The sequence below is a fragment of the Zoogloea sp. genome (genome assembly GCF_041908905.1).
In the GTDB taxonomy this organism is placed as follows: Bacteria; Pseudomonadota; Gammaproteobacteria; order Burkholderiales; family Rhodocyclaceae; genus Zoogloea.
The window spans coordinates 46,348-72,504 of sequence record NZ_JAYREK010000011.1 but is presented as its reverse complement, the minus strand read 5'-3'; the positions used below and the strand labels follow the sequence as shown (position 1 = coordinate 72,504).

Annotated in this window: 23 protein-coding genes; 10 read left to right on the top strand and 13 right to left on the bottom strand. The window is 69.9% G+C overall.

The window, feature by feature from the left end; genetic code table 11:
• Positions 1-43: 43 nt before the first annotated feature.
• From ACE3OU_RS08690 to ACE3OU_RS08680, 3 genes are all read left to right on the top strand, one after another.
• Positions 44-1,180 (top strand): rhodanese-like domain-containing protein, encoded by a 1,137-nt coding sequence (locus ACE3OU_RS08690; protein ID WP_374241157.1) that lies wholly within the window; start codon positions 44-46, stop codon positions 1,178-1,180.
• 222 nt (positions 1,181-1,402) lie between these two features.
• Positions 1,403-2,803 (top strand): esterase-like activity of phytase family protein, encoded by a 1,401-nt coding sequence (locus tag ACE3OU_RS08685; protein WP_374241156.1) that lies wholly within the window; start codon positions 1,403-1,405, stop codon positions 2,801-2,803.
• A gap of 173 nt (positions 2,804-2,976) precedes the next feature.
• Positions 2,977-4,980, top strand: a complete 2,004-nt coding sequence (locus ACE3OU_RS08680; RefSeq protein WP_374241155.1) for an acyl CoA:acetate/3-ketoacid CoA transferase — start codon at positions 2,977-2,979, stop codon at positions 4,978-4,980.
• Positions 4,981-5,081: 101 nt separating this feature from the next.
• Here ACE3OU_RS08680 and ACE3OU_RS08675 read toward each other — a convergent pair whose 3' ends face one another.
• The 4 genes from ACE3OU_RS08675 to ACE3OU_RS08660 form a co-directional block, all read right to left on the bottom strand.
• Complete coding sequence (locus ACE3OU_RS08675) at positions 5,082-6,527, bottom strand: hypothetical protein (RefSeq protein ID WP_374241154.1); 1,446 nt, start codon at positions 6,525-6,527, stop codon at positions 5,082-5,084.
• Positions 6,528-6,772: 245 nt separating this feature from the next.
• On the bottom strand, positions 6,773-7,312 hold the full coding sequence (locus ACE3OU_RS08670; protein WP_374241153.1) for a hemerythrin domain-containing protein: 540 nt from the start codon (positions 7,310-7,312) through the stop codon (positions 6,773-6,775).
• A gap of 213 nt (positions 7,313-7,525) precedes the next feature.
• The gene (locus tag ACE3OU_RS08665) at positions 7,526-8,101 is read right to left on the bottom strand and encodes a TIGR02281 family clan AA aspartic protease (protein WP_374241152.1); all 576 of its coding nucleotides are present in this window, start codon (positions 8,099-8,101) and stop codon (positions 7,526-7,528) included.
• A 71-nt stretch (positions 8,102-8,172) separates the two neighbouring features.
• Entirely contained in the window at positions 8,173-9,192 is a 1,020-nt protein-coding gene (locus ACE3OU_RS08660) for a zinc-dependent alcohol dehydrogenase family protein (RefSeq protein WP_374241151.1), read from the bottom strand.
• 197 nt (positions 9,193-9,389) lie between these two features.
• Here ACE3OU_RS08660 and ACE3OU_RS08655 point away from each other — a divergent pair, with 197 nt between their 5' ends.
• A complete protein-coding gene (locus ACE3OU_RS08655; RefSeq protein ID WP_374241150.1) occupies positions 9,390-10,265 on the top strand; it encodes a YihY/virulence factor BrkB family protein in 876 nt (291 codons plus the stop codon).
• A 78-nt stretch (positions 10,266-10,343) separates the two neighbouring features.
• Positions 10,344-10,997: an OmpA family protein gene (locus ACE3OU_RS08650; protein WP_374241149.1), complete on the top strand. Its 654-nt coding sequence runs from the start codon at positions 10,344-10,346 to the stop codon at positions 10,995-10,997.
• Between the two features lie 43 nt (positions 10,998-11,040).
• On the opposite strand, the gene ACE3OU_RS08645 is transcribed toward ACE3OU_RS08650, so the two are convergent.
• From ACE3OU_RS08645 to polA, 7 genes are all read right to left on the bottom strand, one after another.
• Positions 11,041-11,400 (bottom strand): cupin domain-containing protein, encoded by a 360-nt coding sequence (locus tag ACE3OU_RS08645; protein WP_374241148.1) that lies wholly within the window; start codon positions 11,398-11,400, stop codon positions 11,041-11,043.
• 255 nt (positions 11,401-11,655) lie between these two features.
• On the bottom strand, positions 11,656-12,222 hold the full coding sequence (locus ACE3OU_RS08640) for a hypothetical protein (RefSeq protein WP_374241147.1): 567 nt from the start codon (positions 12,220-12,222) through the stop codon (positions 11,656-11,658).
• Positions 12,223-12,279: 57 nt separating this feature from the next.
• Positions 12,280-13,320 (bottom strand): UDP-N-acetylmuramate dehydrogenase, encoded by a 1,041-nt coding sequence (murB, locus tag ACE3OU_RS08635; RefSeq protein WP_374241146.1) that lies wholly within the window; start codon positions 13,318-13,320, stop codon positions 12,280-12,282.
• Positions 13,321-13,327: 7 nt separating this feature from the next.
• Positions 13,328-14,161 (bottom strand): NADPH-dependent 7-cyano-7-deazaguanine reductase QueF, encoded by an 834-nt coding sequence (queF, locus tag ACE3OU_RS08630; RefSeq protein ID WP_374241145.1) that lies wholly within the window; start codon positions 14,159-14,161, stop codon positions 13,328-13,330.
• Entirely contained in the window at positions 14,161-15,399 is a 1,239-nt protein-coding gene (locus tag ACE3OU_RS08625) for a lytic murein transglycosylase (RefSeq protein WP_374241180.1), read from the bottom strand. The genes queF and ACE3OU_RS08625 overlap by 1 nt, the downstream gene beginning before the upstream one ends.
• On the bottom strand, positions 15,399-15,914 hold the full coding sequence (locus ACE3OU_RS08620) for a DUF2242 domain-containing protein (protein WP_374241144.1): 516 nt from the start codon (positions 15,912-15,914) through the stop codon (positions 15,399-15,401). The genes ACE3OU_RS08625 and ACE3OU_RS08620 overlap by 1 nt, the downstream gene beginning before the upstream one ends.
• 46 nt (positions 15,915-15,960) lie before the next feature.
• Positions 15,961-18,678, bottom strand: coding sequence for a DNA polymerase I (polA, locus tag ACE3OU_RS08615; protein ID WP_374241143.1), 2,718 nt, complete (start codon positions 18,676-18,678; stop codon positions 15,961-15,963).
• Between the two features lie 61 nt (positions 18,679-18,739).
• Here polA and ACE3OU_RS08610 point away from each other — a divergent pair, with 61 nt between their 5' ends.
• The 3 genes from ACE3OU_RS08610 to ACE3OU_RS08600 all read left to right on the top strand — a co-directional run bounded on the left by ACE3OU_RS08610 (position 18,740) and on the right by ACE3OU_RS08600 (position 20,476).
• On the top strand, positions 18,740-19,465 hold the full coding sequence (locus ACE3OU_RS08610) for a TIGR00730 family Rossman fold protein (protein ID WP_374241142.1): 726 nt from the start codon (positions 18,740-18,742) through the stop codon (positions 19,463-19,465).
• A 398-nt stretch (positions 19,466-19,863) separates the two neighbouring features.
• The gene (locus tag ACE3OU_RS08605; RefSeq protein WP_374241141.1) at positions 19,864-20,208 is read left to right on the top strand and encodes a DUF2782 domain-containing protein; all 345 of its coding nucleotides are present in this window, start codon (positions 19,864-19,866) and stop codon (positions 20,206-20,208) included.
• Positions 20,209-20,236: 28 nt separating this feature from the next.
• Complete coding sequence (locus tag ACE3OU_RS08600; RefSeq protein WP_374241140.1) at positions 20,237-20,476, top strand: hypothetical protein; 240 nt, start codon at positions 20,237-20,239, stop codon at positions 20,474-20,476.
• A gap of 221 nt (positions 20,477-20,697) precedes the next feature.
• Here the strand turns inward: ACE3OU_RS08600 and ACE3OU_RS08595 are convergent, their stop codons facing one another.
• Both ACE3OU_RS08595 and sppA read right to left on the bottom strand, forming a co-directional pair.
• Positions 20,698-22,890: an SLC26A/SulP transporter family protein gene (locus ACE3OU_RS08595; protein WP_374241139.1), complete on the bottom strand. Its 2,193-nt coding sequence runs from the start codon at positions 22,888-22,890 to the stop codon at positions 20,698-20,700.
• Positions 22,891-22,982: 92 nt separating this feature from the next.
• Positions 22,983-24,818 carry a signal peptide peptidase SppA gene (sppA, locus tag ACE3OU_RS08590; protein ID WP_374241138.1) on the bottom strand — a complete coding sequence of 612 codons (1,836 nt, stop codon included), beginning with the start codon at positions 24,816-24,818 and terminating at the stop codon, positions 22,983-22,985.
• An 86-nt stretch (positions 24,819-24,904) separates the two neighbouring features.
• Here sppA and ACE3OU_RS08585 point away from each other — a divergent pair, with 86 nt between their 5' ends.
• On the top strand, positions 24,905-25,318 hold the full coding sequence (locus ACE3OU_RS08585; RefSeq protein ID WP_374241137.1) for a CoA-binding protein: 414 nt from the start codon (positions 24,905-24,907) through the stop codon (positions 25,316-25,318).
• Entirely contained in the window at positions 25,315-26,151 is an 837-nt protein-coding gene (gene dapF / locus ACE3OU_RS08580; protein WP_374241136.1) for a diaminopimelate epimerase, read from the top strand. The genes ACE3OU_RS08585 and dapF overlap by 4 nt, the downstream gene beginning before the upstream one ends.
• Positions 26,152-26,157: the final 6 nt, after the last annotated feature.

Genomic DNA, 26,157 nt, shown 5'->3' with positions numbered 1-26,157 from the left:
AGAATGAATCCATCGTCACCGCCGACCGGAAAGGGGTATCGCCATGAGACTGACCCGCAGCGCCACCATCGCCGCCCTCCTCGCCGCGCTCTGTTGCTCCGCCCCCGGCCCGCTGGCGACCAGCGCCTTCGCGGCGGATGCGCCCGCCACCGCAGCCAGGGAGGGCTGGTATGGCCACCGGGTGGATGGCGCCTTTGTCGCCGGCTATGCCGTGCTGCCGAAGCCGGAAGGCGTGACCATCGTCGATTCCCGCCCCGCCGCCCGCAAATACGACCGGGGCCACATCCCCACCGCCATCAACATCCCCGACGGCCAGTTCGACAAGCTCGTCGACCTCCTCCCCGCCGACAAGAACCAGCTGCTGATCTTCTACTGCGAGGGGGTCGACTGCATGCTCAGCCACCAGTCCGCCTTCAAGGCGGAGCGGCTGGGCTACACCAACATCAAGGTGTACGCGGAGGGCTACCCCGACTGGATCGCCAGGGGCAACCTGGGTGCCGTGTCGGTGCCCTACCTCAAGAAGCGGATGGACGACGGCGCGCCGATCACCGTCGTCGACTCCCGCCCCAAGGAGCGCAAGTACGACAAGGGCCACATCCCGGGCGCGATCAGCATTCCCGACGCCCAGTTCGACAAGCTGCGCGACCGCCTGCCCACCGACAAGGCCCGCGAGCTCTATTTCTACTGCGAGGGTCTGGCCTGCAGCCTGAGCTCCGATTCGGCGGTGAAGGCCGTGCGGCTCGGCTACACCAACGTCAAGGTGGTGCCCGAGGGCTACCCCATGTGGGCCAAGCTGTACGGCCCCGGGCCGACCGGCGAGATGGCCGCCGCCAAGCCCACCATCCAGGCCGGCAAGGAGGCGGGCTCCATCACCATCGCCTCCTTCGAGCGCATCCTGCGCGACGCCCCCGACACCATCCACCTGGTGGATGTGCGCGCCGAAAAGCAGTTCCGCGCCGCCACCATCAAGGGCGCGATCAACATCCCCATCGACGCCCTCGAGGACAGCCTCGACGAACTCCCGAAGGGCAGGCCGATCGTCTTCTTCTGCACCAGCGGCGCCCGCAGCGGCGACGCCTACGACCTCATCAAGGAGAAGAAGCTGCCCGTCGAAGCCTACTTCCTCGACGCCAACGTCAAGTTCGACAAGGACGGCAATTACCGGCTCGAAGAAAACTGAGACGCGGCCCGCGCCACCGGCGGGCCATTCACCGGATCACCGCGCCGGACGACAGCCATGGCGGGCTCACCCGCGCGCCCCCAAACTGGGCACTCCGTCCGGTCTCCGTCACGCCCAGGCAACATTGCTGCCCTCTAATCTCCGCGCCCCTCAGGCTGTCAGCCCCTGAGGAACGGGAGATCCATCCGGGTCTTCTGCAATGACCCCGATGGAAACCGTGACATGAAACTCAAGACACTCGCCGCCGCCCTCGGCGTCCTGCTCTCCGGCGCCGCCAGCGCCGCCCCCGCCTTCGTCAATGGCCTCGCCATCGACGGGGCCACGCTCGACCTGTCGGGCGGCACCAGCGTCAACAACGGCCGGGTCGGGTTCTTCTCCGACATCTACTACGACCCCAACCGCAACGAATGGTGGGGCCTGTCCGACCGCGGCCCCGGCGGCGGCACGCTGCACTACGACACCCGGATGCAGCGCTTCACGCTGGACGTCAACGCCGCCACCGGCGCCATCAGCAACTTCCGGATCGCCGAGACGGTGGTCTTCAAGAGCGCCGGCCAGCCCCTCGACGGGATCGCGCCCACCCCGGCCGGCAGCCTCGGCCGGGCCTTCGACCCCGAGGGCCTGGTGATCAACCCGAAGACCAGCACCTTCCTGGTGTCCGACGAATACGGCCCGGCAGTGCGCGAGTTCAGCCGCAGCGGCGAGCTGCTCCGCACCTTCACCACGCCGGCCAACCTCGTCCCCCGCGACGCCGCGGGCAGCCCCAACTTCGCCAGCGACAGCGGCAACGTGGCCGGCAAGCGCACCAACCGCGGCTTCGAGGGCCTGGCCATCAGCCCGGACGGCAAGTTCGCCTTTGCGATGCTGCAGAGCGCGATGCTCGACGAAGGCGGCGGCAACGGCTCGATCAACCGCATCGTCAAGTTCGACACCACCACCGGCCAGGCCGTCGGCCAGTACGCCTACGCGATGAAGCGCAGCGGCCAGGGCCAGGGCATCTCGGCGCTGGTGGCGATCAACGACCACGAGTTCTACGTGCTCGAGCGCAACAATCGCGGCGTCGGCGTCGGCGCCACCCTCACCACCGCCGACAAGGAGGTGTATCGCATCGACCTCACCGGCGCGACCGACGTGAGCGCCATCGACCTCGACGCCCCCGGCGCCAGCTACACGCCGGTAAGCAAATCGGCCAAGGTGCTCGACCTCGACGCCAACACCCTCGCCGCGCTGGGCAACAAATCGCCCGAGAAGTGGGAAGGCCTCGCCATCGGCCCGCGCCTCGCCAACGGCGACTACCTGCTGCTGGCCGGCACCGACAACGACTACAGCGTGACCCAGAACGACAGCGGCGAGCAGTTCGACGTGTACTTCCGCTTCACCGACGCCGACCCCTACCTCGGCGCCATCCAGTGCCCGCTGGGCCAGACCACCGGGTGCACCGGCGCCGCCAGCGCGGTACCCGGCGACGGCAGCTACCGCCTGCTGCCGGGCGTGCTGCACGCCTATACCCTCAGCGCCGCCGAGCTGGGCGACTACGTCGCGCCGATCCCCGAGCCCGCCAGCTTCGCGCTGATCGGCCTCGGTCTGGCCGGCCTGGCGGCGGTACGCCGGCGCCAGCGCTGATCCGCCAGCCCGCCAGCCCCGAGGCCCCTCCGCGCAGGGGCCTCGGGCTTTTCGGGGCCGGGACGGCGCCCCCTCACCCTTGCCAAGCCACGCGAATCTCCGAATACTCCCCCAAAACGCGTCGTCCGCCGCTGCGGCCCAGGCGCCCATAAAGAACCGCGAGGAGACCCGCCATGTCCCAGTCCCGCCACCCGATCGCCGAATCCCTGCTGGCGTCCGATACCGGCAAGATCGTCTCCGCCCGCGAGGCCGTCCGCCTGATCCAGGACGGCGACACCGTCGCCACCGGCGGCTTCGTCGGCATCGGCTTTCCCGAGAACATCGCGGTCGCCCTAGAGGAACGTTTTCTCGAAGGCGGAGAGGCCGACAGGCAGAGCGCCGCCAGCCCGCGCAACCTGACCCTTGTGTATGCCGGCGGCCAGGGCGACGGCAAGGCGCGCGGCCTCAACCACCTGGGCCACGACGGCCTGGTCGGGCGGGTGATCGGCGGCCACTGGGGCCTGGTGCCCAAGCTGCAGCAGCTCGCGGTGAGCAACCGCATCGAGGCCTACAACCTGCCCCAGGGCGTGATCACCCACCTGTTCCGCGACATCGCCGCCGGCAAGCCGGGCACCATCACCCGGGTCGGCCTCGGCACCTACGTCGACCCGCGCTTCGGCGGCGGCAAGCTCAACGACCGGACCACCGCCGACATCGTCCGGGTGATGGAGATCGACGGCGAGGAATACCTCTTCTACAAGGCCTTCCCGATCCACGTGGGGATCATCCGCGGCACCACCGCCGACCCGGACGGCAACATCACGATGGAGAAGGAGGCGCTCACCCTCGAAGCCCAGGCCATCGCGATGGCCGCCCGCAACTCCGGCGGCCTGGTGATCGCCCAGGTCGAGCGCATCGCCGACCGGGGCACCCTCAACCCGCGCCAGGTCAAGATCCCCGGCCTGCTGGTGGACTGCGTGGTGGTGGCCGAGAAGCCCGAATACCACATGCAGACCTTCGTCGATCAGTACAACCCGGCCTACGCCGGCGAGATCCGGGTGCCGATGTCCACCATCGCACCGATGCCGATGAGCGAACGCAAGATCATCGCCCGCCGGGCGGCGCTGGAGCTGAAGGCCAACGCGGTGGTGAACCTCGGCATCGGCATGCCCGAAGGCATCGGCAACGTGGCCGCCGAAGAGCAGATCATCGACCTGATGACCCTCACCGCCGAGCCCGGCGTGATCGGCGGCGTGCCGGCCGGCGGCCTCAGCTTCGGCGCGGCGATCAACGCCCAGGCCATCATCGACCAGCCCAGCCAGTTCGACTTCTACGACGGCGGCGGCCTCGACATCGCCTTCCTCGGCCTCGCCCAAGCCGACCGCCAGGGCAACCTCAACGTGTCGCGCTTCGGCCCGCGGCTGGCGGGCGCCGGCGGCTTCATCAACATCTCCCAGAACGCCAAGAAGGTGGTCTTCGTGGGCACCTTCACCGCCGGCAACCTGGACATCGCCGTGCGCGACGGCCGGCTGGCGATCGTCGAGGACGGCAAGGCCCGCAAGTTCGTCGAGGAGGTCGAGCACCGCACCTTCAGCGGCCCCCAGGCCGCCAAATGGGGCAAGCAGGTGCTCTACGTCACCGAACGCTGCGTCTTCCGCCTCGGCCCCGACGGCCTCGAGCTCACCGAGATCGCGCCGGGCATCGACCTCGAACGGGACATCCTGGCCCACATGGACTTCCGGCCGGTCATCCGCGGCGAGCCCGCGCCGATGGACCCGCGCATCTTCGCCGACGGGCCGATGCACCTGCGCCCCGACCTGCTCGAACGCCCGCTCGCCGAACGCCTCGCCTACGACCCGGCCCAGAACCTGTTCTTCGTGGATTTCAGCGGCCTCGCGGTGCGCAGCCCCGCCGACGTGACGCGCATCCGCGACGGCGTCGAGAACCGCCTGCGCGGCGTCGGCCACAAGGTGAACGCGGTGGTCAATTACGACCGCTTCTCCATCGTCCCGGAGCTGGTGGACGACTACATCTCGATGGTCAAGGACGTCATGGCGCGCCACTACCACGACGTGACCCGCTACACCTCCAACACCTTCCTGCGCATGAAGCTCGGCGAGGCGCTGGCGAGGCAGCAGATCACACCCCGCCTCTACGAAAGCGCCGACGAGGCCCAGGGCAGGCTGGGCAAGGCCTGACCCACGGCACCGGGCTGCTGCTCGGCAGCCCGTCACAACCCACTCCCCGGCTCACCACCGGCACAGGGCTGAAACGGTGTCACAGACCGATCGCGGCATGCTCAACGACTTTTCCGGACCGAGAATTTCACCACGTTTCCCCCAGAACACCCCCCACGTTTCTGATCGGTCACGAATTCACAGTGATAGACAGCGGCGATCACTCCGTCGGACAGCGGAACCAGATTGACCCCGTGACTCGTTTGTATGCGCAGGTCCCTGCTTGCCGCGGTGAAATCCATGGGGAGCTTTGCGCCATTCATTTCGGCACGCTCTGCATCGATGTGGGTGATGAAAAAATCGACGAAGATCCCGTCCTTGTCATCCCTCCTTTCCCGATAGCCGGAAACGTATATCGTCTTTCCCGACACCAGGACATCCGACATCCGACAATTCACAGAACCTGCCGGGAGAAAGCGGAACACCCCCTGCGTCCCGAATGACGCATCCACTGCGTGCGCCTTGGTCAACCGCACGACGCCGCATGCAGAGGCGCCAGTCACGCCACCAAGGTAGAAGCCGCCGTCCGGAGCCCGCCGCAGCACGGAGGGGACAAAGATCCCACCATAACCCGACCGGTCCACCCGGATTTTGTCATACCCCACACGACGGACAATCGCTCCTGTCTTGTCGATAAAATTCATCCAGGTAACGGGCCAGGTATCGACGCCATCACCCGAGACCGTCACGACGGCCAATCCGTCATCATCCAACGCGACAACCGGCATGTCTTCCGGGATAAACGGGGGTGCAATATCAGGCGTCGCTCCCAGCACCAGCATTCCATTCTTACCAAACTTTCGGTCGATGACTCCATCGGCGTCCAGACGGATCACGAAAATCCGGGCGTAGCTGGAGGCTTCATCCAGCAAGTAACCCAGGACGGCCAGCCTTCCACTCGACAGGGCAACGACACGCGCGGGTACGAGAATTCCCAAGCCGTTTGCCCGGGATGAAATCCGCTGGAGCCCTTCTTTTCCGAAGCCACGGTCGAGCTTGCGCGCTGCATCGTGCCGGATCACCACGAACTCGCCCATAGTCATTGTCGATTCGCCGTCCCTGCTCTGCCAGACGCTCGCCAACGACACGACCGCCCCGCCGGCGACACTGACGGCAGAAGTCCATTCCAGCCGTTTCGTCATACCGGGACGCTGCAGGGCGTGCAGGATCCGGTCATCGTCAAAGGATTGGGAGATGGCCTCAGGCGTAATGTCGATGACTCCGCCAGTCTTGCTCACCACCGTGACTCCGGTAGCCGACTTGGGGAAGGCAGCAACCGGTGCCCCCCAGAAAAACCCATACTCGAAAGCCTTACGTTGTAGGCTCAGGTGGCTGCCTGCCGGCACGACCAGTGCGAGGCCGGGCACTTGATCGCGCGAATCACGCTGGGCCGACGCCGACGTCGACAACGCGGACAGACATGCCAGCGCAATGACGCCTGCCAGCCCGATGATCCTACCCGGCAGCGATCGAGCGTCACCCGCCTTTGCACGACTCGAGCCGAGCATGGATTTCGCCCTCTGACCTAACAAACCACCACCCCTTGAGACTGTATGAAATTACATACAATATACCACCATGACATCAAAAAACTCAAAAAGCATTTTTTAACCCACGCACTCCAGACCCGAGCTGCAATCAGCAGGGCCGCAACACGACATCACACCCCATGAAAACAAAAACGCGGTGGCGGGCGTGAAGCCCAGCCACCGCGTCGGCGGTACGGGGGAGCGGGCCAGGCCCGCTCAGGTCATCAGAACGGCGTGACCTGCACCGGGGTGTGGCGCATGTGGATGCGCAGGCCCAGCGCGGCCATGTGCTCGCCCTGGCGGCCCAGCACGGTCTTGGCCAGCGGCAGGAAGACGTCTTCCTCGTACCTGGCGTGGGCCTGGTAGTTGGTCACCAGCATCCTGATCGCCTCGACGTCCACGTCACCGGCGCCGCCGTGGGCGATGGATTCGAGCTGGGGCTGCAGCTTGGCCCACACGGACTCCAGGTGGCGATGCTCGCGGACGAGGCGGTCGACGGCCTCCTGGGCCTTGTTGCGCTCCTCGCCGGCGTTGGCGTTGGCCAGCACGGCCGGGAAGAGGTCCTTCTCTTCCTCGTTGTGGTGCTCGAAGATCGAGGCACGGAAGAAGCGCACCGCCTCAGCGGCGAGCTTGTGGGCCTGGCGGGCCGGTTCGAGCAGCGGAACCAGGCTGTCCAGATCGTTCAGGTGGCGCACGATGCCGGAGTGGCATTCGGAAAAGTTGTCGAGCGGAGCCTGCTCGAGGTTAACGTTCGACGAGGTCATAGGGTTCTCCTTTTTTGTGGCGAGGGATTGAGCGCTTGGCGCGCCCTTGTCGAGATTGCAGCCTATGCGAACCGGGATCGACGTGGCTTGAGCTTTCTCAAACCCGGACTGGCCTGCCGAGGGTTGGCCGGCAGTCCCGCCGCGTCCTTGTCGCACCGCTAGTGTAACCTCCGCCGCCGCCTCTGTGTCTGCCCGCAGAGATGCGGTGGCAGGTCAGCGCGCCGCCCGCGAGATCCTCAGGCGGCCACCCTCCTGGCTCAGGCTGAAATGCCGCAGCACATCCATTCCCAGCAGGGCCTGCCCGTCCATGCCGGGCATCACCGCCACCCGCGGGTTGCGCAGCTCGAAGGCCCCGAAGCGGACCGACGGCACCCGCGCGACACAGGCCTCGACGCTGCCGTTGGCGGTGCGGAAGACCTCCGGACGGCAACAGCCCGGCTCGTCGTCGCGGCTCAGGTCGAAGCCCACGGCCGGGCAGGCGCGGATGCCGATCCGCTCGCCCAGCGCCTGGGGGATGGAGGTCAGGCTGGCCCCGGTATCGACGATGAAGCGCACCGGCACCGCCGCCACCGCACCACCGACCTCATAGTGGCCGCCCCGCCCGAGGCGCAGCTCCAGCACGTCGCCGTCGATCACCTCGAAGGCCTTGCTGCCCCGTGGCGAGCCCAGCCACCAGCTCGCCGCGGCGGTGCCGAGCACAATGAGGCCGGTCCAGAACAGCGCCGGCAGGATCCAGCCGCCGGCGCGGGCGGCAGGGCGGGACGGACGTGGGGGCGGAGAAGCAGGCATCTGGCGGTTCCGGAAAGGGGCGGGCCCCGGTGGTCGGCCGCCAAGCATAGCCCAGCCCGGCCGCCGGCCGGCTAACCGCGCCCCATCTCCAGCACCGCCGCCCCCTGCAGCGCGCCCCGCCGCAGCCGCAGGAGCGCCGCGTTGGCCTCTTCGAGGGGAAAGACCGTCACCGACGTCTGCACCGGGATGCGCGGCGCGAGGGCGAGGAACTCGAGGCCGTCCTGGCGGGTGAGGTTGGCCACCGAGCGGATGCTGCGCTCGCCCCACAGGTCGGCATACGGGAAGCCCGGGATGTCGCTCATGTGGATGCCGGCGCAGACGAGGCGGCCCCCCTTCTCGAGCTGCTTGAGGGCCGCCGGCACCAGCGGGCCGGCGGGGGCGAAGATGATCGCCGCGTCGAGGGCCTCGGGCGGCGCCTGGCCCGCCTCGCCGGCCCAGGCCGCGCCGAGGGCCCGCGCGAAGGCCTGGCTGTCCACGTCCCCCGGCCGGGTGAAGGCGTAGAAGCGGTGGCCCTGGTGACGGACCACCTGGGCCACGATGTGCGCCGCCGCGCCGAAGCCGTAGATGCCCACCCGCTCCGCTCCCTCGGCGAGGCGCAGCGCCCGATAGCCGATGAGGCCGGCGCACAGCAGCGGGGCCTGCGTGGCCGCCTGAACCGCGGCATCCGCCAGCGGAAAGCAATAGCGGGCGTCCGCCAGCGTGTAGTCGGCGTAACCGCCGTCGATCTGGTAGCCGGTGAAGCGGGCCGCATCGCAGAGGTTCTCACGGCTGCTCAGGCAGTAGCGGCAATGGCCGCAGGTCCAGCCGAGCCAGGGCACGCCGATGCGCTGGCCCGGGACGAAACCGGCGACACCCTCGCCCAAGGCCGCCACCCGGCCGACGATCTCATGGCCGGGGATGATGGGCAGCCGCGGGTCGGGGAGCTCGCCGTCGATGAGGTGCAGGTCGGTGCGGCACACCCCGCAGGCCTCGACCCGCAGCAGCACTTGGCCGGGCCCGGGCCGGGGCACCGGGCGGATCTCCAGGCGCAGCGCCTCGCCGGGGCGGTGGAGTACCATCGCGCGCATGGTTTCGGGGATGGACACGGTCATCGCGGATCTCCCTGTTCGTTGCCCGCCCCGCCGGCGGGGCTACACCCGGAGCATAGTCCATCATGCTGTACTCGGGCGCGGTCCCCATGGCGGACGGCGCTAGAATGCAGGCATCGCGGCGGCAGCGCCGCGACCGTCAAGGAGAACCACTATGGCCCCGGACAACGGCTGGCAGGCACGACGAGCGGGGGCTTCCCATGGCCGCTGAGACTCGCGGCTGGAGGGGCCTGGGCGGCTGCCTGCTGCCCGCCGGCCGGCGCTTCATCGGCCGCGACGGCCCGCGCCACGGGGCGGCGGTGGCCTTCTACACCCTGTTCTCGCTGGCGCCGCTGCTGGTGGTGGTGACCGCCGGGGTGGCCCTGCTGCTCGGCACCGACGAAGCCCACGCGGCGATCTACGCCTATCTGGAGCGTTTCTTCGGCGAATCCGAGGCCAAGGCCATGAAATCCCTCGCCGACGCGGCGCTGGCCCGGGTCACCGGCCCCGGCATCGCCGCCTGGATTGCCATCGGCACCACGGTGGTGGGCGCCAGCGCGGTGTTCCTCGAACTGCAGGCGGCCCTTCGGCGCCTGTGGGGCGCCGACGAGGCACCGACGGCCGGCCTGCGCGGGCTCGTCATCGGGCGCCTGACGGGCTTCGCGCTGGCCCTGGGCGTCGGCTTCCTGCTCGCCATCACGCTGATGGCCGAGGCGGCGCTGAGCGCCGCGCTGGCCTGGTTCGGCGCGGGCCACGCCTGGTACGGGGCGCTCGCCGGCGCCGTCGACCTGCTACTGGTCAACGCGGCCAGCGCCGCCCTGTTCGCGCTGCTGCTGGCCCGGCTGGCGCCCCGGCAGGGCATCCGCTGGCGCGACGCGCTGCCCGCCGCGGCCGTCATCACCGGGCTGTTCGCGGTGGGGCGCTACCTCATCGCCCTGTACCTGGCGCGCACCGGCGTGGCGTCGGCCTACGGCGCCGCCGGCTCGCTGGCCGCGATCCTGGTGTGGATATACTGGTCGGCGCAGATCTTCCTGTTCGGCGCCTGCGTGCTGCGGGTCCAGCAGCCCGACGCGGGCCCGCCGGCGGGCCCGGCCTGATGCCGCCCCGGGCACCTTCCGCGCCGGCGGCGGTCCGATCCCGGACCATCCCCTCTTGAACCCCCACGGAGAAACCTGATGCGATCACGCCTCGTCCTGCTTACCCTGCTCTCTTCCCTGGTCCTGGGCGCCTGCGCCAACATGACCGAAACCCAGCGCAACACCGCCCTCGGCGCCGGCATCGGCGCGCTCGGCGGGGCGGTGATCAGCAAGGCCACCGGCGGCAACAAGACCGGCCGGGACGCGGCCATCGGAGCCGGCGTCGGCGCCCTCGGCGGCTATGTGTGGTCCCAGCACATGGAGGCCCAGCGCCAGGCCATGGCCCAGGCCACCGCCGGCACCGGCGTGGACGTGACGCGCACCGCCGACAACCAGCTGAAGCTCGAGATCCCGAGCGACATCTCCTTCGACAGCGGCAAGGCGGCGATCAAGCCGCAGATGCGCCCCATCCTCGACCGCTTCGCCCAGACCCTCAAGGACAACCCGGCCACCAACGTGCGCATCATCGGCCACACCGACAGCAAGGGCTCGGACGCGATCAACAACCCGCTGTCGCTGGACCGCGCCGCCAGCGCCCGCGACTACCTGACCGACCGCGGCGTGGCCCAGGGCCGCATCGAGATCGCCGGCCGTGGCTCGCGGGAGCCCGTCGCCGACAACGGCAGCGAGGCCGGCCGCGCCAGGAACCGCCGCATCGAGGTCTTTGTCGCCGAGGCCGCCGCGGCCCGCTGAGCGCAAGCTTCCGGGCCTCGATCCGGCCCGGCCCAGGCCGGGCTCAGGCCCGGTCGAGCATCACGTAGCGCTTCCTGACGCGCTCGATCACCTCGAAGGTGCCGATGAAACCCGCCGGGATGACGCCCGCGTCGCCCGGCCCGAACTCCCGTGCGTTGTCCGCCGTATCGATGATGCGCAGGCGGCCGGAGAGCACCTGGAAGAACTCGTGGCGCCCCGGATGGAAGGCGATCCGCCAGGCGCCGGGCTCGCATTCCCAGTCGCCGACGGACAGGGCGCCGTCCTCGGCGCTGTAGCGTTCGGAGGTCAGCCGCAGGGGCGGCGTGCCGATCGCCCGGCTCAGCGCCGGACGGTCTTCGACGGGATCGGGGGCAGGGTCGGAAAAATGAATGACGGATGGCATTGCGGCAGGCCAGGCTGGGTGGAAACAACGATCCGCGCAGTGTACGGCCTTTGCACGACGGCATGAAGCGCGGCCCACCGGGAATATCTTCCGCTTACAAAACGGCCCGCCGGAAAGACAACCCGATACCCGCCAGAACATGCAAGGAACACGCCGCGAGCGGCCCGGGCGCGCCATGGGGAGCGGCGCCGCACCGCAGCACGGCGAGCAGCGGAATGACGCGCACGATCCGCGCCGTAGCGCCATTTGCATGTCTCAGAACAATTCGACGTCGTCGCCCTTGTCCTTCATCTCGGCCTTATAGGTTTCGAGGGCCTCGTGCACCGGCACGCCCTGCATCACCGCGTTGAACATCTCGATCTCCTCGCGGGTGGAGTATTTGGCGCGGATCTTCTCCTGCAGCGCGACCCACTCGAAGGGGTTGTAGAGCTTGCGCTGGTCGGTGACCAGGGTGCCGAGGGCCTGCAGGCTGTGGGAGACGTGGGCGAGGCGCTGGCTGAGCTTGTCGTAGAACTGGAAGGCGACGATGGAGCGCTGCACGCGGCCGGCCACTTCGCCGGCGTGGCCGATCAGGGACTCCTTGAGCTGGGCGGTGGCCGGGGTGTCGGGCAGCTGCTCGAGGGCCGAGCCCATCATGCGCATGTAGCCGGCCATCGAGGTGAAGGAGTCGGTGAGGACCTCCACCGAGCTGTTGCCCTCCTTGAGGGCGGATTCGATCTGGCCGACGGCCAGTTCGAGCATCAGCACGGTCTCGCGGACCTGGCTCCAGTCGAGGTCGGGGCTGTGGGCGCTGGTGCCGCGCCGGTCTTCAGTGGCAGTCATGGGGTTCTCCGGGAGTCGTTGGATATCCGGGATTCTTCGGCACCCCGCCGGAAAGCTTTAGGCCGGCGCCCCGCCCACGAAGACCGGCTCGGGCTCGAGCTCGACACCGAAGCGGGCGAACACGTCGGCGCGCACCGCCGCACTCGCGGCAAGCACGTCGGCACCGGTCGCGCCGCCGTGGTTCACCAGCACCAGCGCCTGGCGCTCGTAACAGCCCACCGGGCCGAGGCGGCGGCCCTTCCAGCCGGCCTGCTCGATCAGCCAGCCGGCGGCGAGCTTCACGCTACCGTCGGGCTGGGGATAGCGGGGCAGGCCCGGGTGGAGCGCGGCGAGGCGGGCATGGACATCGGCGGAGACCACCGGGTTCTTGAAGAAGCTGCCGGCGTTGCCGATCTCGGCCGGGTCGGGGAGCTTGGCGCGGCGGATCGCGATGACCGCGTCCGAGACCTGCAGCGGCGTCGGCTCGGCGATGCCTTCGGCGGCGAGGGCCCTGGCCACGTCGGCGTAGGCGGTGACGGGGGTCCAGGCCTTGGGCAGGCGGAAGGTGACGGCGCCGATCAGGTAGCGGCCCGGATGCCGCTTGAAGAAGCTGTCGCGGTAGCCGAAGCGGCAGTCGGCCTTGTCGAAGCCCACCGTCTTGCCGGTTTCGAGGTCGTAGGCGCGCAGGCTGTAGAAGTGCTCGGCCAGCTCGAGGCCGTAGGCGCCGATGTTCTGTACCGGCGCGGCGCCCACCGTGCCCGGGATCAGGGACAGGTTCTCGAGGCCCGGCCAGCCCATCTCGAGGGTCCAGCGCACGAAGTCGTGCCAGTTCTCGCCGCCGCCGGCCCGCACGTACCAGGCGTCGGTGTCCTCCTGCACCCGGCTGCGGCCCTTGAAGGCCACCTGCAGCACGAGGCCGTCGAAGTCGCCGGCCAGCACGAGGTTGGAGCCACCCCCCAGCACCAGCCGCGGCAAGCCCTGGATGCGCGGGTCGTCGAGGATCGCGCGGAGCTGGTCCACATCGTGCACGGCCGCGAACCAGGCGGCACGGGCCGGCAGGCGCAGGGTGTTGAGGGCGTCGAGGGGGACGTCGCGCTGGAGCAGGTCGGAGTGGGTCATGGAACGCTTACTGCCGGATCTCGGCGAAGGGGGCCGGCACCGGCATGCCGGGGGTGCGGCGGTAGGGGTTGATGTCGAGCCCGCCGCGCCGGGTGTAGCGGGCAAACACCGACAGGGCGCTGGGCTGGCACTGGCGCAGGATGTCGACGAACACCCGCTCGACGCACTGCTCGTGGAACTCGTTATGCTGGCGGAAGGAGATGATGTAGCGCAGCAGGCCTTCGCGGTCGATGGGGGCGCCGGTGTAGCGCACCACCAGCATCGCCCAGTCCGGCTGGCCGGTGACCAGGCAGTTGGACTTGAGGAGGTGGGAATACAGGGTCTCGGTGACCGGCGCACGCGCGCTATCGGCGGTGAGCAGCGCGGGCGCGGGGGTGTAGCGGTCCACGTCGATCTCGAGCCCGTCGAGGAGGATGCCCTTGGGGTAGCCCATCGGGCGCTGGGGACGGGTCGACAGGGGCGCCACATGCACCCCCACCGGCGCGCCGGCGGCGGCGGAGAGATCGCGGGTGAGCGTGGCGACCAGCGCGTCGACGCCCGCCAGGCGGGTCTGGTTGAAGGAGTTGAGGTAGAGCTTGAGCGACTTGGACTCGATCAGATTGGGCGACACCGCCGGCACGATGAAGTGGGCCAGCGCCACCACCGGCTTGCCGCGGAGGTCGAGCCAGGAGAGCTCGTAGGCGTTCCAGATGTCCTCACCGACGAAGGGCAGCGCGGCCTCGGCGAGGCCGATCTCGGCGCGCTTGCCCTGGCGCGGGATGGGGAACAGCAGGGACGGATCGTAGTGCTCGGCGTAGGCGACGGCCTTGCCCAGGGGCGAGGCTTCGGGGGCGGTGCTCATCAACGGTTTTCCTTGAGGGCGCGGAGGAGTTTCTGGCCGGCGCGGCCGTCCACGGCGTGGCCGAGGCGCTGCTGCTCGACGCGGATCGCCGCCCGGCTGGCGTCGCCGAGCATGCCGTCGACGGTGCCGATGGCGTGGCCGCGGGCGACAAGCAGGGTCTGCACCTCGCGGCGCTCGGCGCGGGACAGGCCGGCGTCGTCGGTGGGCCAGGGGGTGGCGAAGGGGCCGCCGCCGCGCAGGCGGTCGGAGAGGTGGGCGATGGCCAGCGCGTAGCTTTCGGCGGCGTTGTAGCCGTAGATCGCGTCGAAGTTGCGGAACACCAGGAAGGCCGGGCCCTTGCCGCCGGCGGGCAGCAGCAGGCCGGCGCTGCCCTCGCCCGCCAGCGGGCTGCCGTCGACGCGGGTGAGACCGCGGGCACTCCAGGCCGACAAGGGCTGCTTGTTGCGGCGGCCGGCGCCGCTGGCGTCGAAGCCGACGGGCAGGCGCACCTCGTAACCCCACACCTCGTCATCGCGCCAGCCGGCCTTGCGGAGGAAGTTGGCAGTGGAGGCCAGCGCGTCGGGCACGCTGCCGACCAGATCGCGGCGGCCGTCGCCGTCGAAGTCGACGGCCAGGCGCAGGAAGGTAGACGGCATGAACTGGGTGTGGCCGAAGGCGCCGGCCCAGGAGCCGGTAAGCTGTTCGCGCTTCACGTCGCCGGCATCGACGATCTTGAGGGCATCGAAGAACTCGCCGCGGAAGTACGCCTGCCGGCGCCCGTAGCAGGACAGGGTGGACAGCGACGTGAGCAGCGGCCGGCTGCCGAAGTTGCGCCCGAAGTTGCTCTCGACGCCCCACACGGCAACCACCGTGGCCGGGTCGACCCGGTAGCGGGTAGCGACCGCGGCGAGGGTGTCGCGCCACTGCTTGAGCATGGCCTGGCCGTCGGCGACGCGCTCGTCGTCCACCAGGCCGGCGAGGTAGTCCCAGATCGGGGTGCGGAACTCGGGCTGGTAGTCCAGGAAGTCGAGCACCTTGAGATCGGGGGCGAGGCCGGCGGTGAGCTGCTCGTAGCCAGCCGGCGAGACGCCGCGGGCCAGCGCGCCGGGCTTGAGCTCGGCGAGGCAGGGAGCGAAGCGGGCCGGATCGGGCGTGTCGGCCGCCCGGGCAGGGGCCGCGAGGCCCAGCGCGAGCACCAGCCCGCCCAGCAGCGGCGACAGCCGCCGGCCGCGGGCGAGCCCGTGAAAACGGGTTTTCATCATCGTATGAAGGTCTGCATCAGGGCGAAGAAGCGCCCGTAGAACTCGGAATCGGTAATGGTCTGCTCGCCCACCTTGACGAGGCTGGCGCCGCTGGTGCCGAGGGGCAGGTTGACGGAGCCGACCCCGGCCACGCTGACGCCGGCGCTGCTGGAGGTGGACTTGAGCTCGTCACGCACCTCGCGGGCGTTGGCGAAGACCTCGGAGCCCTCGCCCTCGGCGAGGCACGACAAGGTGAAGTTGAGCTGCAGGTGGACGCTGGTCTCGGGCTGGAAGAACTTGCGCGCCTTGACCCAGTCGGTCCGCACCTCCTCGATCACGTAGCCCTGGCTGAGCAGCGCGCGCCGGCCGGCGTCGCAGGCGGCGGCGGGCGGCACGTCGAAGGACAGCTCGAAGGGCGAGTCGGGGGCGAAGTGTTCGTGACGGTAAACGCTTTCCTTCTTCTTCGAGACGCTGCCGCAGGCGGCCAGCATCAGCACGGCGAGGCCGGCGGCGAGGAGGGAACGGTATTGCATGGGCGGTGCTTTCGTGAAATCCGGGGCTGCGGACCGGCCGGGACCCTCAGTGGGCTTCGTCCCAGTTGGCGCCGACTCCCACTTCGGCAAGCAGCGGCACGGAAAGTTGCGCCACCTCGGCCATCAGGCGGGGCAACTGCTCGCGGATCAACGGGATTTCGGCGTCGGGGACTTCGAGCACCAGTTCGTCGTGCACCTGCAGGATCAGCCGCGACTTGGCGCCGCTGGCCTTGAGCCACGCCGACACGGCGATCATCGCCTTCTTGATGAGGTCGGCGGCGGTGCCCTGCATCGGCGCGTTGATCGCCGCACGCTCGGCGGCCTGGCGGCGGCCGACCTGCTGGGCGCGGATGTCGGGCAGGTGCAGGCGGCGGCCGAACACCGTCTCGACGTAGCCCTTGGTCTTGGCTTCGAGGCGGGTGCGCTCCATGTAGGCGGCGACGCCCGGGTAGCGGGCGAAGTAGCGGTCGATGTAATTGGCGGCGGCGACGCGCTCGATGCCGAGATTCTTGGCCAGGCCGTGGGCGCTCATGCCGTAGATCAGGCCGAAGTTGATCACCTTGGCGTAGCGGCGCTGCTCGCTGGTGACCTCGAGCGGGGTGACGCCGAAGATCTCGCCGGCGGTGGCGCGGTGCACGTCCTCGCCGCGGGCGAAGGCGCCGGTGAGGCCGGCGTCGCCCGACAGGTGGGCCATGATGCGCAGCTCGATCTGCGAGTAGTCGGCGGAGACGATCCTGTGGCCGGCCGGGGCGATGAAGGCGGCGCGGATGCGGCGGCCCTCCGGCGTGCGAATCGGGATGTTCTGCAGGTTGGGCTCGGAGCTGGCGAGGCGCCCGGTGACCGCCACCGCCTGGCTGAAGCTGGTGTGCACGCGGCCGGTGCGCGGGTTCACCATCTGCGGCAGCTTGTCGGTATAGGTGTTCTTGAGCTTGGCGAGGCTGCGGTGCTCGAGGAGCAGCTTGGGCAGCGGGTAGTCCTCGGCAAGCTGGGAGAGCACGTCTTCATCCGTCGACGGCTGGCCGGTGGCGGTCTTCTTGACCACCGGCAGGCCGAGCTTGGTGAACAAAATCTCGCCGAGCTGCTTGGGCGAGCCGAGGTTGAAGGGCTGGCCGGCGAGTTCATGGGCCTGCTGCTCCAGCGCGTGGAGGCGGCGGCCGAGCTCTTCGGAGTGCTGGGCGAGCAGGAAGTCGTCGATCAGCACGCCGGTACGCTCCATCTCGAAGAGCACCCGCGCGGTGGGCAGCTCGATGTCGCGGTACAGCGCGGCGAGGCCGGGCTCGGCGGCGAGCTGGGCGGAGAGCGCGTTGTGGAGGCGCAGGGTGATGTCGGCGTCTTCGGCGGCGTATTCGGTGGCGCGGGCCAGCTCGACCTCGCCGAAGCCGATCTGCTTGGCGCCCTTGCCGCACACCTCGGTGTAGGTGAGGGTCTTGAGGCCCAGGTGACGGCTGGCGAGGGAATCCATGTCGTGGGACTTGTCGCTCTCGAGCACGTAGGATTCGAGCAGGGTGTCTTCCGCGATGCCGGCGAGCTGGATGCCGTGGTTGGCCAGGATGTGGGCGTCGTACTTGAGGTTCTGGCCAACCTTGCGGTGGGCGTCGGATTCGAGCCAGGGGCGCAGGCGCTCCAGCACCTCGGCCAGCGGCAGCTGGGCCGGCGCGTCGGCGTAGCCGTGGGCCAGCGGCAGGTAGGCGGCCTCGCCCTCGGTGGTGGCGAACGACATGCCCACCAGCCGCGCGGCCAGCGGGTCGAGGCCGGTGGTCTCAGTGTCGAAGGCGGTGAGGCTGGCGGCGTTGATGCGGGCCAGCCAGGCATCGAAGGCATCCCACGACAGCAGGGTCTCGTAGCCGGTGCGGTGGGCGCCGGGCTCACCCTGGGGCGCAGCGGCCTGGGCGGCGGCCGGCGCGGCGGGGCGATGGACGCCCTCCTCCAGCTCCTTCAGCCAGCCCTTGAACTCCATGCGCCGGTAGATCGCGGCGAGGGCTTCCTTGTCGTCCTCGCGGGCGGGCAGGTCGGCCGGCTTGACCGGCAGCGCGAGGTCGGTGACCACGGTGACCAGCTTGCGGCCCAGCGGCAGGAAATCCAGGTGCTTGCGCAGGTTTTCGCCGACCTTGCCCCCCACCTTGTCGGCGTTGGCGACGAGGTTGTCGAGGGTGCCGTATTCGGTGAGCCACTTGACCGCCGTCTTGGGGCCGCACTTCTCGACGCCGGGCACGTTGTCGACGGTGTCGCCGACCAGCGCCAGGTAATCCACGATGCGCTCGGGTGGCACGCCGAACTTGACGGTGACGCCGGCCTCGTCGAGGACCTCCTCGCTCATCGTGTTGACCCAGCGCACGCCGGGGCGGACGAGCTGGGTGAGATCCTTGTCGCCGGTGGAGATCACCACCTCCCAGCCGGCCTCGACGGCCTGGCGGGTGAGGGTGCCGATCACGTCGTCGGCCTCGACGCCCTCCTCCATCAGCAGCGGCCAGCCTTCGGCCCGGACAGCCTCGTGGAGCGGCTCGATCTGGGCCCGCAGGTCGTCGGGCATCGGCGGGCGGTGGGACTTGTAATCGGGGAACCAGTCGTCGCGGAAGGTCTTGCCCTTGGCGTCGAAGACGCAGGCCCGGTATTCCGCCTTGTAGTCGGATTCGAGCCGACGTAGCATGGACAGCACGCCCCGCACCGCGCCGGTGGGTTCGCCCGCCGAGTTGCGCAGATCGGGCAGGGCATGGAAGGCACGGTACAGATAGCTGGAGCCGTCGACGAGCAACAAGGTAGGCATGGGCACGCAGGCTGAAGAGGCGGCGGCCCGCTCCCTTCACCCCTTACTCCTTACAAGAATAATGACTGCAAAAGACAAACTGCCGCAGATGATGCCCAACACCGAGGCGCAGGGCTTCACGGCGCGGGAGTCGTGGCGGATTTTCGGGATTATGGCAGAGTTCGTCGAGGGCACTGAGCGCCTCAAGCCGATCCGCCCGGCGGTGTCGATCTTCGGCAGCGCCCGCACCGCGCCCGATCACCCCTACTACGAGAAGACCGAGCGCATCGCCCGCCAGCTCTCGGACGCCGGCTTCTCGGTGATCTCCGGTGGCGGGCCCGGCATCATGGAAGCGGCCAACAAGGGCGCCTACTTCGGCAAGTCGCCCAGCGTCGGCCTCAACATCCAGCTGCCGATGGAGCAGCAGGCCAACCCTTACCAGGACATCTCCCAGACCTTCCAGCACTTCTTCGCGCGCAAATTCATGTTCGTGAAGTTCGCGATCGCCTACGTGGTGATGCCCGGCGGCTTCGGCACGCTGGACGAACTCCTCGAGGCGATGACCCTGATCCAGACCGGCAAGAGCCGCAAGATTCCGGTGATCCTCGTCGAGTCGGCCTTCTGGAACGGGCTGCTCGACTGGTTCAAGACCACGCTGGTGAGCGAGGGCATGATCCACCCCAACGACATGAACCTGATCCAGGTGATCGACGAGCCCGAGAAGGTGGTCGACGCGATCTTCAACCACTACCAGACCCGCGGCTTCCTGCCGCTGCCCGAAGAACACGAGCTGATGCTCAACCTCTAAAAAAAGAGATGACGGCCCCCACGCTCGCTTCGCTCGCTGCCCCCCGAGGGGGCGCCGGCCTTCCTTGGGGCGGCCCGGCGGATGGCCGGACAGCCCCCACGCCCGCTTCGCTCGCTGCCCCCCGAGGGGGCGCCGGCCTTCCTTGGGGCGGCCCGGCGGATGGCCGGACGGCCCCCACGCCCGCTTCGCTCGCTGCCCCCCGAGGGGGCGCCAGCCTTCCTTGGGGCGGCCCGGCGGATGGCCGGACGGCCCCCACGCCCGCTTCGCTCGCTGCCCCCCCCGAGGGGGCGCCGGCCTTCCTTGGGGCGGCCCGGCGGATGGCCGGACGGCACCAGCGGGAATGTCGGCGGTGCCTGCAAAGGGGCGGGTTACAATCGCGGCATAGCCAGGAGACTCCCATGACCCGTGTCGCACACTCTGTAGCAAGCCTGGCCGCGCTGTTCGTCGCGGCCGCCGCCTGGGCCCAGCAGCCCCAGAACCTCGAGCCGCTGCCCGAGCCGCCCCCGCCGCCGCCCGGCCTGGAGCTCGACCCGGCCCTGGAGCCCCAGGTGACCATCGTCCGGAAGGGCGAGGACACCGTCGAGGAATACCGGGTCAATGGCCAGCTCTACATGATCAAGGTCACCCCGCCCCACGGCGTGCCCTACTACCTCTACGACGACGTCGGCAACGGCGACTTCACCCGCCGCGACGCCCAGGATGCCGGCGTGCGCGTGCCGAAGTGGGTGATCAAGCGCTGGTGAGCGCCCGGCCGCGCCCGCGAACCGAGGGTTGATCATTAATAAAATCGCCTGCGCCCTGGCGGCGCTCGCCGCCTCGCTGCTGCCCCGGCTCGGGCACGCGGCCTCCTTCGAGTGCGCGAAGGCCGCGCGCTTCGTCGAGCAGGCGATCTGCGCCAACGCAACCCTGAGCCAGCTCGACGACGCCCTGTCCGAAAACTACCGGTCGATGCGCGCGGCCAACATCGGCGACGGCGCCCGCAAGGATCTGCAGGCCACCCGGAAGAAGTGACTGGCGCAACGCAACCGGTGCGCGGACGAGCCATGCGTCGCCCGCACCTATCGTCAACAGATCGACGAAATCTGCGCCTATCCGGTGCTCTCCGGCGCGCATCCGGGCTGCATCGCTGCGGACGAGCTCCCGGGCCGCTAACGGAACCGCGCCAGGCCACGGCCTGACGGAGTCCCGCACCGGGCCCGAGCCGCTCGCGGGTGGCCACATCCGGCCAGCGCCTAGCTCCGCAGGGCCCGCAGTTCCTTGTTGGTGAAGCGCAGGCGCATCGCCAGCACGCGGGCGAGGCCCTCGAAGATGTCGGCGGCATCCGGACTGCCGGCGGCGTCGAAGCGGGCCCGGGACAGGATGAAGCAGTCGGTGTCGGTGACGGCCAGCGCGTCGGACGAGCGCCGTGCGCTGTCGAGAAAGCCCATCTCGCCAATGAAATCCCCGCGACCGAAGGTGCCGATGTGCCAGACGTCCTTCTTGGCGATCGGCATCTCCACCCGCAGCGTGCCGCGGCGGATGAAGACCAGGTCGCCGCCCGGCATGCCCGCGGTGAACACCCGGCTCCCCGCCGGGAAATGCCGCGGCTCGAGGAGATCGGCCAGATTGCCCAGGGTGCCGGGCTTCCAGCCGAGCAGCTGCTCCAGCTCGGCCAGCTCGAGGGGCGGGCCCTCGTTGTCGCCGGGGAAGGCCTCGGCGACCAGCAGTTGCCGCTCGATCCACTCCAGCGCCTGGTCGAGCTGCCGGAAGGCGAGGGCCCGGCCGGACTCCCGCAGCAGGCCCACGTCGCGCAGGTAGCGTTTCATCTTGAGGCCGCTGGGCAGGCCGCGGGGGATGTCGGTGAAGATCAGGTAGGCGCCCACGCGCTCCAGGCGGTCCTTGATCTGCTCGAGGACATGGGTGGCGGTGAGGTCGAGGAACTGGACCCGCCGCATGCTCAGGACCACATAGGTGCGCGGGCCGATCTCCGGCTCGAGGGCCAGGTAGAGCTGATGGGCGGTGCCGAAGAACAGGCTGCCCTGCAGCTCGACGATCACCGTCTTGCGACCGTTGCGCAGCAGGATGGAGAGCTCCTGGTCGTGGCGCACGACCTTCGAGAACTGCTCGCCGCCCTCGATCTTGCGGTGCAGGATCGAGCTGCGGGCCTGTTCGCGCAGGTAGAGGCCGACCGCCAGCACGATGCCGACACCCGACGCGGCGATCAGGCTCACCGTGAGGGCGGTGACGATCACCGCGACGATGACGAAGAAGTCGAAGCGGGTGGTCCGGGACTGGAAGAACTCCAGGCTGTGCTGGTCGATCATGCGGTAGCCGACGAGCAGCAGGATGCCGCCCAGCGCCGCGATGGGAATCCACGCGACCAGCGGCGCCAGGACCAGCAGGGCCGCCAGCGCAAAGACGCCCTCGAAGGTGCCGGAGCGGCGGGTCTGGGCGCCGCTGGCCAGATTGACCATCGAGGCGCCCATCTGGCCCGCCCCCGGAATGCCGCCGAGCAGCGCCGAACCGGCGTTGCCCAACCCCTGGGCCAGCAGCTCGCGGTCGGGGTCGTGGTGGGTGCTGGTGAGCGCGTCGAGCACCACGCAGGTCTTGAGGGTGTCGATCGACAGCAGCGCCGCCAGGGTCAGGGCCGGCAGCAGGATCAGCGGCAGCCGGGCCGGATCGAAGTCGCCCAGGGCCTGGAGGTTATGCAGCAGGGCGTCGGGCAGCCCGCCGGCCGCGACGCCCAGCGGCCCGATCAGCAGGGGGTTGCCGGCGGCGGTCCACAAGGCCGGGTCGGCCAGCCCGAGCAGCAGGTAGGCGGCAACGCCAGCCAGCATGGCGATGATGGCGGCGGGGACCACCCGGATCACGCGGGGCACCAGGGCCATCGTGGCGACCACCACGGTGCCGACCACGATGCTCTGCCAGTGCCACGCCGAGGGCGTCGTCAGCGCCTGCCAGAAGCCCATCTCGCGGGGCACCCCGAGCACCCGCGGCAACTGGCCGCCGATGATGGTCAGGCCCACCCCACTGAGGTAGCCACAGACCACCGAGTAGGGAATGTACTTGATCAGGCGGCCCACCCCGACCAGGCCCAGCACGATCTGGATGAGGCCCGCCAGCAGGCCGATGAGCATCAACAGCAGCATGCCCGCCTCGGCGCCGACCCCCTGCCGGGCGAGGTCGATGGCCACCGCGACCAGCACCGCCGCGGCGGGGGCACAGGGCGCGGTGATCAGGCGGTCGGTGCCGCCCAGGGCCGGGGCGACCAGCCCCAGCACGGTGGCCCCGATGATGCCGGCCAGCGCCCCGTGGGCGACGTTGCCGGCCCCCAGCGGCGAGAAGATCGTGACGCCGAAGGCGATCGCCGAGGGCAGGGCCACCAGCATCGCCGCCAGCCCGCCCCACAGGTCGCCCGTCCAGGAGGCGCTCCCGGGCTTGTCCATTTTCAGGCCCTTTCCGCCAGTTGCCGGCCCTCCGCGACGCCCGAGGACGCGCGGACCGGCGCTTCAGTCGTCACCGGGGCGCCCACCGCCCCTCACGGCGCCTCGCACAGGCAGTGCAGATACACGTTGCCGGGGTCGTTCCAGAGGGTGAGGGCTTCAAGCTCGCCGCGCACCCGGGCGAGGGCCTGCTCGGCCAGGGACGGCCGGCGCGGCGCGGACGCCTCGCTCTCGTCCTCGCCGTTGAGCAGGCGCACCAGCAGCTGGTCGCGCGGCGACAGGGGCTTCTCGATGTAGCTCACCTCGTAGTCGGCCAGGGCCGCGCGGGCGGCGGCGGCCCTGACCACCGCGTCGAGCCCGCCGAGCTTGTCCACCAGCCCCCGCTCCAGCGCCTGGCGGCCCAGCCAGACGCGGCCCTGGGCCACCGCGTCGACGGCCTCCGGGCTCATCCGGCGGGCCGTGGCAACGACGCCGAGGAAGCGCCGGTAGCCGTGCTCGATGCTCTGCTGGAGCAGGCTGGCGATCTGCGGGTCGAGGGGCCGGCGCGGGTCGATGCCGCCGGCCAGCGGCGTGGTGCCGACCCCATCCACCGCCAGCCCGAGCTTGCCGAAGGGGCCCGACAGGTCCGGCAGCATCGCGAAGATGCCGATCGAGCCGGTGAGCGTGGTCGGGCTGGCCCACACCTCGTCGGCGGCCATGCTGATCCAGTAGCCGCCGGAGGCCGCCACCGAACCCATCGAAACCAGCACCGGCTTGCCGGCGCGGCGGGTCAGGTCGAGCTCGCGGCGGATGACTTCGGACGCGGTGGCGCTGCCCCCCGGGCTGTCGACCCGCAGCACCACGGCCTTGACGGCGTCGTCCTCGCGGGCCTGGCGGATCAGCGCGGCCACCGAATCGCCGCCCACGTTGCCCGGCGGCTGCTCGCCGTCGACGATGGCCCCCTGGGCCACCACCACGCCGACCTTGCCGGCGCGCCGGGGCGCCTCTTCGCGCAGGCGCGCCAGGTAGGTGGACATCTCGACGTGCTTGAAGCCCCGCGCGTCGTCGGACTTGCCGAACAGGCCGGCCAGGTGGGCGCGCCACTCGTCGGCGCCCTTCAGGCCGTCCACCAGGCCGGCCGCCTGGGCCATCGCAGCGGCGTCGCCCCGGGCCGCGGCCAGCTGGCCCGGCGCGTCGTTCACGTAGCGGGCCAGGCCGGCGGCGGCCTTCGGGCGGGCGGCGGCGATGTCGGCCTGGTAGGCCTGCCAGGCGGCGTCGAGGTAGAGCCGGGTTGCCTCGCGGTCTTCGGGCGACATGTCGCTGCGGGTGTAGGGCTCGACGAAGGACTTGTAGGTGCCGACGCGGAAGACCTGCACCTTCACGCCGGCCTGGTCGAACAGGCCCTTGAAGTAGGTGGGGTAGCGCGCGAAGCCGGTGAGCAGCACGTAGCCGTCGGGGTTGAGGAAGACCTCGTCGGCGTGGGCCGCCAGGTGGTACTGGGCCTGGTCGAAGTGGCGACCCCAGGCGTGGACCTTCTTGCCCGTCTTGCGGAAGGCGTCGAGCGCCTCGGCGATCTCCTCGAGCTTGGCCAGCCCCGCACCGGAGAGGCTGTCGGTCTCGATCACCAGCGCCTTGATGCGGCTGTCGCTGGCGGCACCGCGGATCGCGTCGACCACGTCGCGCAGCAGCACCTGGTGCATCCCGTCGCCGCCCTGCAGCAGGCTCATCGGTGTCTTCACGCTGCGCTGCTCGACGAGCTGGCCCCGGGGGGCAATCAGCAGCGCGGCGTCGGCCGGCAGCGCCGCCGGCCGGCTCGCCAGCCAGCCGGCCACCAGAAAGGCCACCACCGCCAGGAAGATCAGGTTGAGGCTGGCCTGCCGAATCCGGTCGAGGGCCCGCCAGAGGCCCGACAGCGTTCTTCTGATCAGACCCGGCCCTGCTTTGCGCTCCATGCTGCTCTCCAAAATGCCTTCATCGTGCCGCCCGCGGGCGCCGTGCCCGAGGTTTGCGGCGGCGGCCAATCCGGTAGAATCCGGCCATGTTCACCAATCCCACGCCCGACCAGCTCCGCAGCCTGCTGCGGGAGGTCAAGACCATCGCCGTCGTCGGCCTGTCGCCCAACGTCGCGCGCCCCAGCTACCGCGTCTCCCGGGCCATGCAGGGTTTCGGCTACCGCATCGTGCCGGTGCGCCCGGCCGTCTCCGAGGTGCTCGGCGAAAAGGCCTATGCGCGCCTGTCGGACATCCCCTTCGAGGTCGATCTGGTCGATGTGTTCCGCAACCCCGACGATGTCGGCCCGATCGTTGACGAATGCATCGCGCTCGGCGTCAGGCGCCTGTGGCTGCAGGATGGGGTCGTCAACGAGGAAGCCGCCGAAAAGGCCCGCGCCGCCGGCATCACCGTAGTGATGGATCGCTGCGTGTGGCGTGATTACCTGGATTTTATCCCATGACCAAGCTCGCCTTTACCAAGATGCAGGGCCTCGGCAACGATTTCGTGATGATCGACGCCGTGCGCCAGCCCATCCAGCTCAGCAGCGACCAGGTGCGCTGGCTGGCCGACCGCCATTTCGGCGTCGGTTGCGACCAGCTGCTGGTGGTCGAGCCGGCCCGGACGCCGGGCGTCGACTTCCGCTACCGCATCTTCAACGCCGACGGCGGCGAGGTCGAGCAGTGCGGCAACGGCGCCCGCTGCTTCGCCCGCTTCGTCTTCGAGCAGGGCCTCACCGACAAGCGCGAGATCCGAGTCGAGACCAAGAAGGGCATCATCACCCCCCGCCTCGAGGACGACGGCAACGTGACCGTCGACATGGGCGTGCCGGTGCTGACGCCCGCCGAGGTGCCCTTCGTGAGCGACTCCGACGCCTGGGTGCAGCCCCTCGACGTGGCCGGCACCCCGGTGGCGATCACCGCGGTGAGCATGGGCAACCCCCACGCGGTGCAGGTGGTGGCCGACGTGGACACCGCCCCGGTGGCCGAGCAGGGTCCGCTGATCGAACACCACCCGCGCTTCCCGGCGCGGGTCAATGCCGGCTTCCTGCAGGTGGTGGACGAACACCACGTGCGCCTGCGCGTCTTCGAGCGCGGCGCCGGCGAGACCCTGGCCTGCGGCACCGGCGCCTGCGCGGCGGTGGTGGCCGGCATCCTGCGCGGCCTGGTGGCCTCACCGGTGCGCGTGGCCACCCGCGGCGGCGAACTGACGATCGCCTGGGGCGGCGTCGGCACGCCGGTGATGATGACCGGCCCGGCGGTCACCGTCTTCGCCGGCGAACTCACCCTGCCCTGAGCGCCG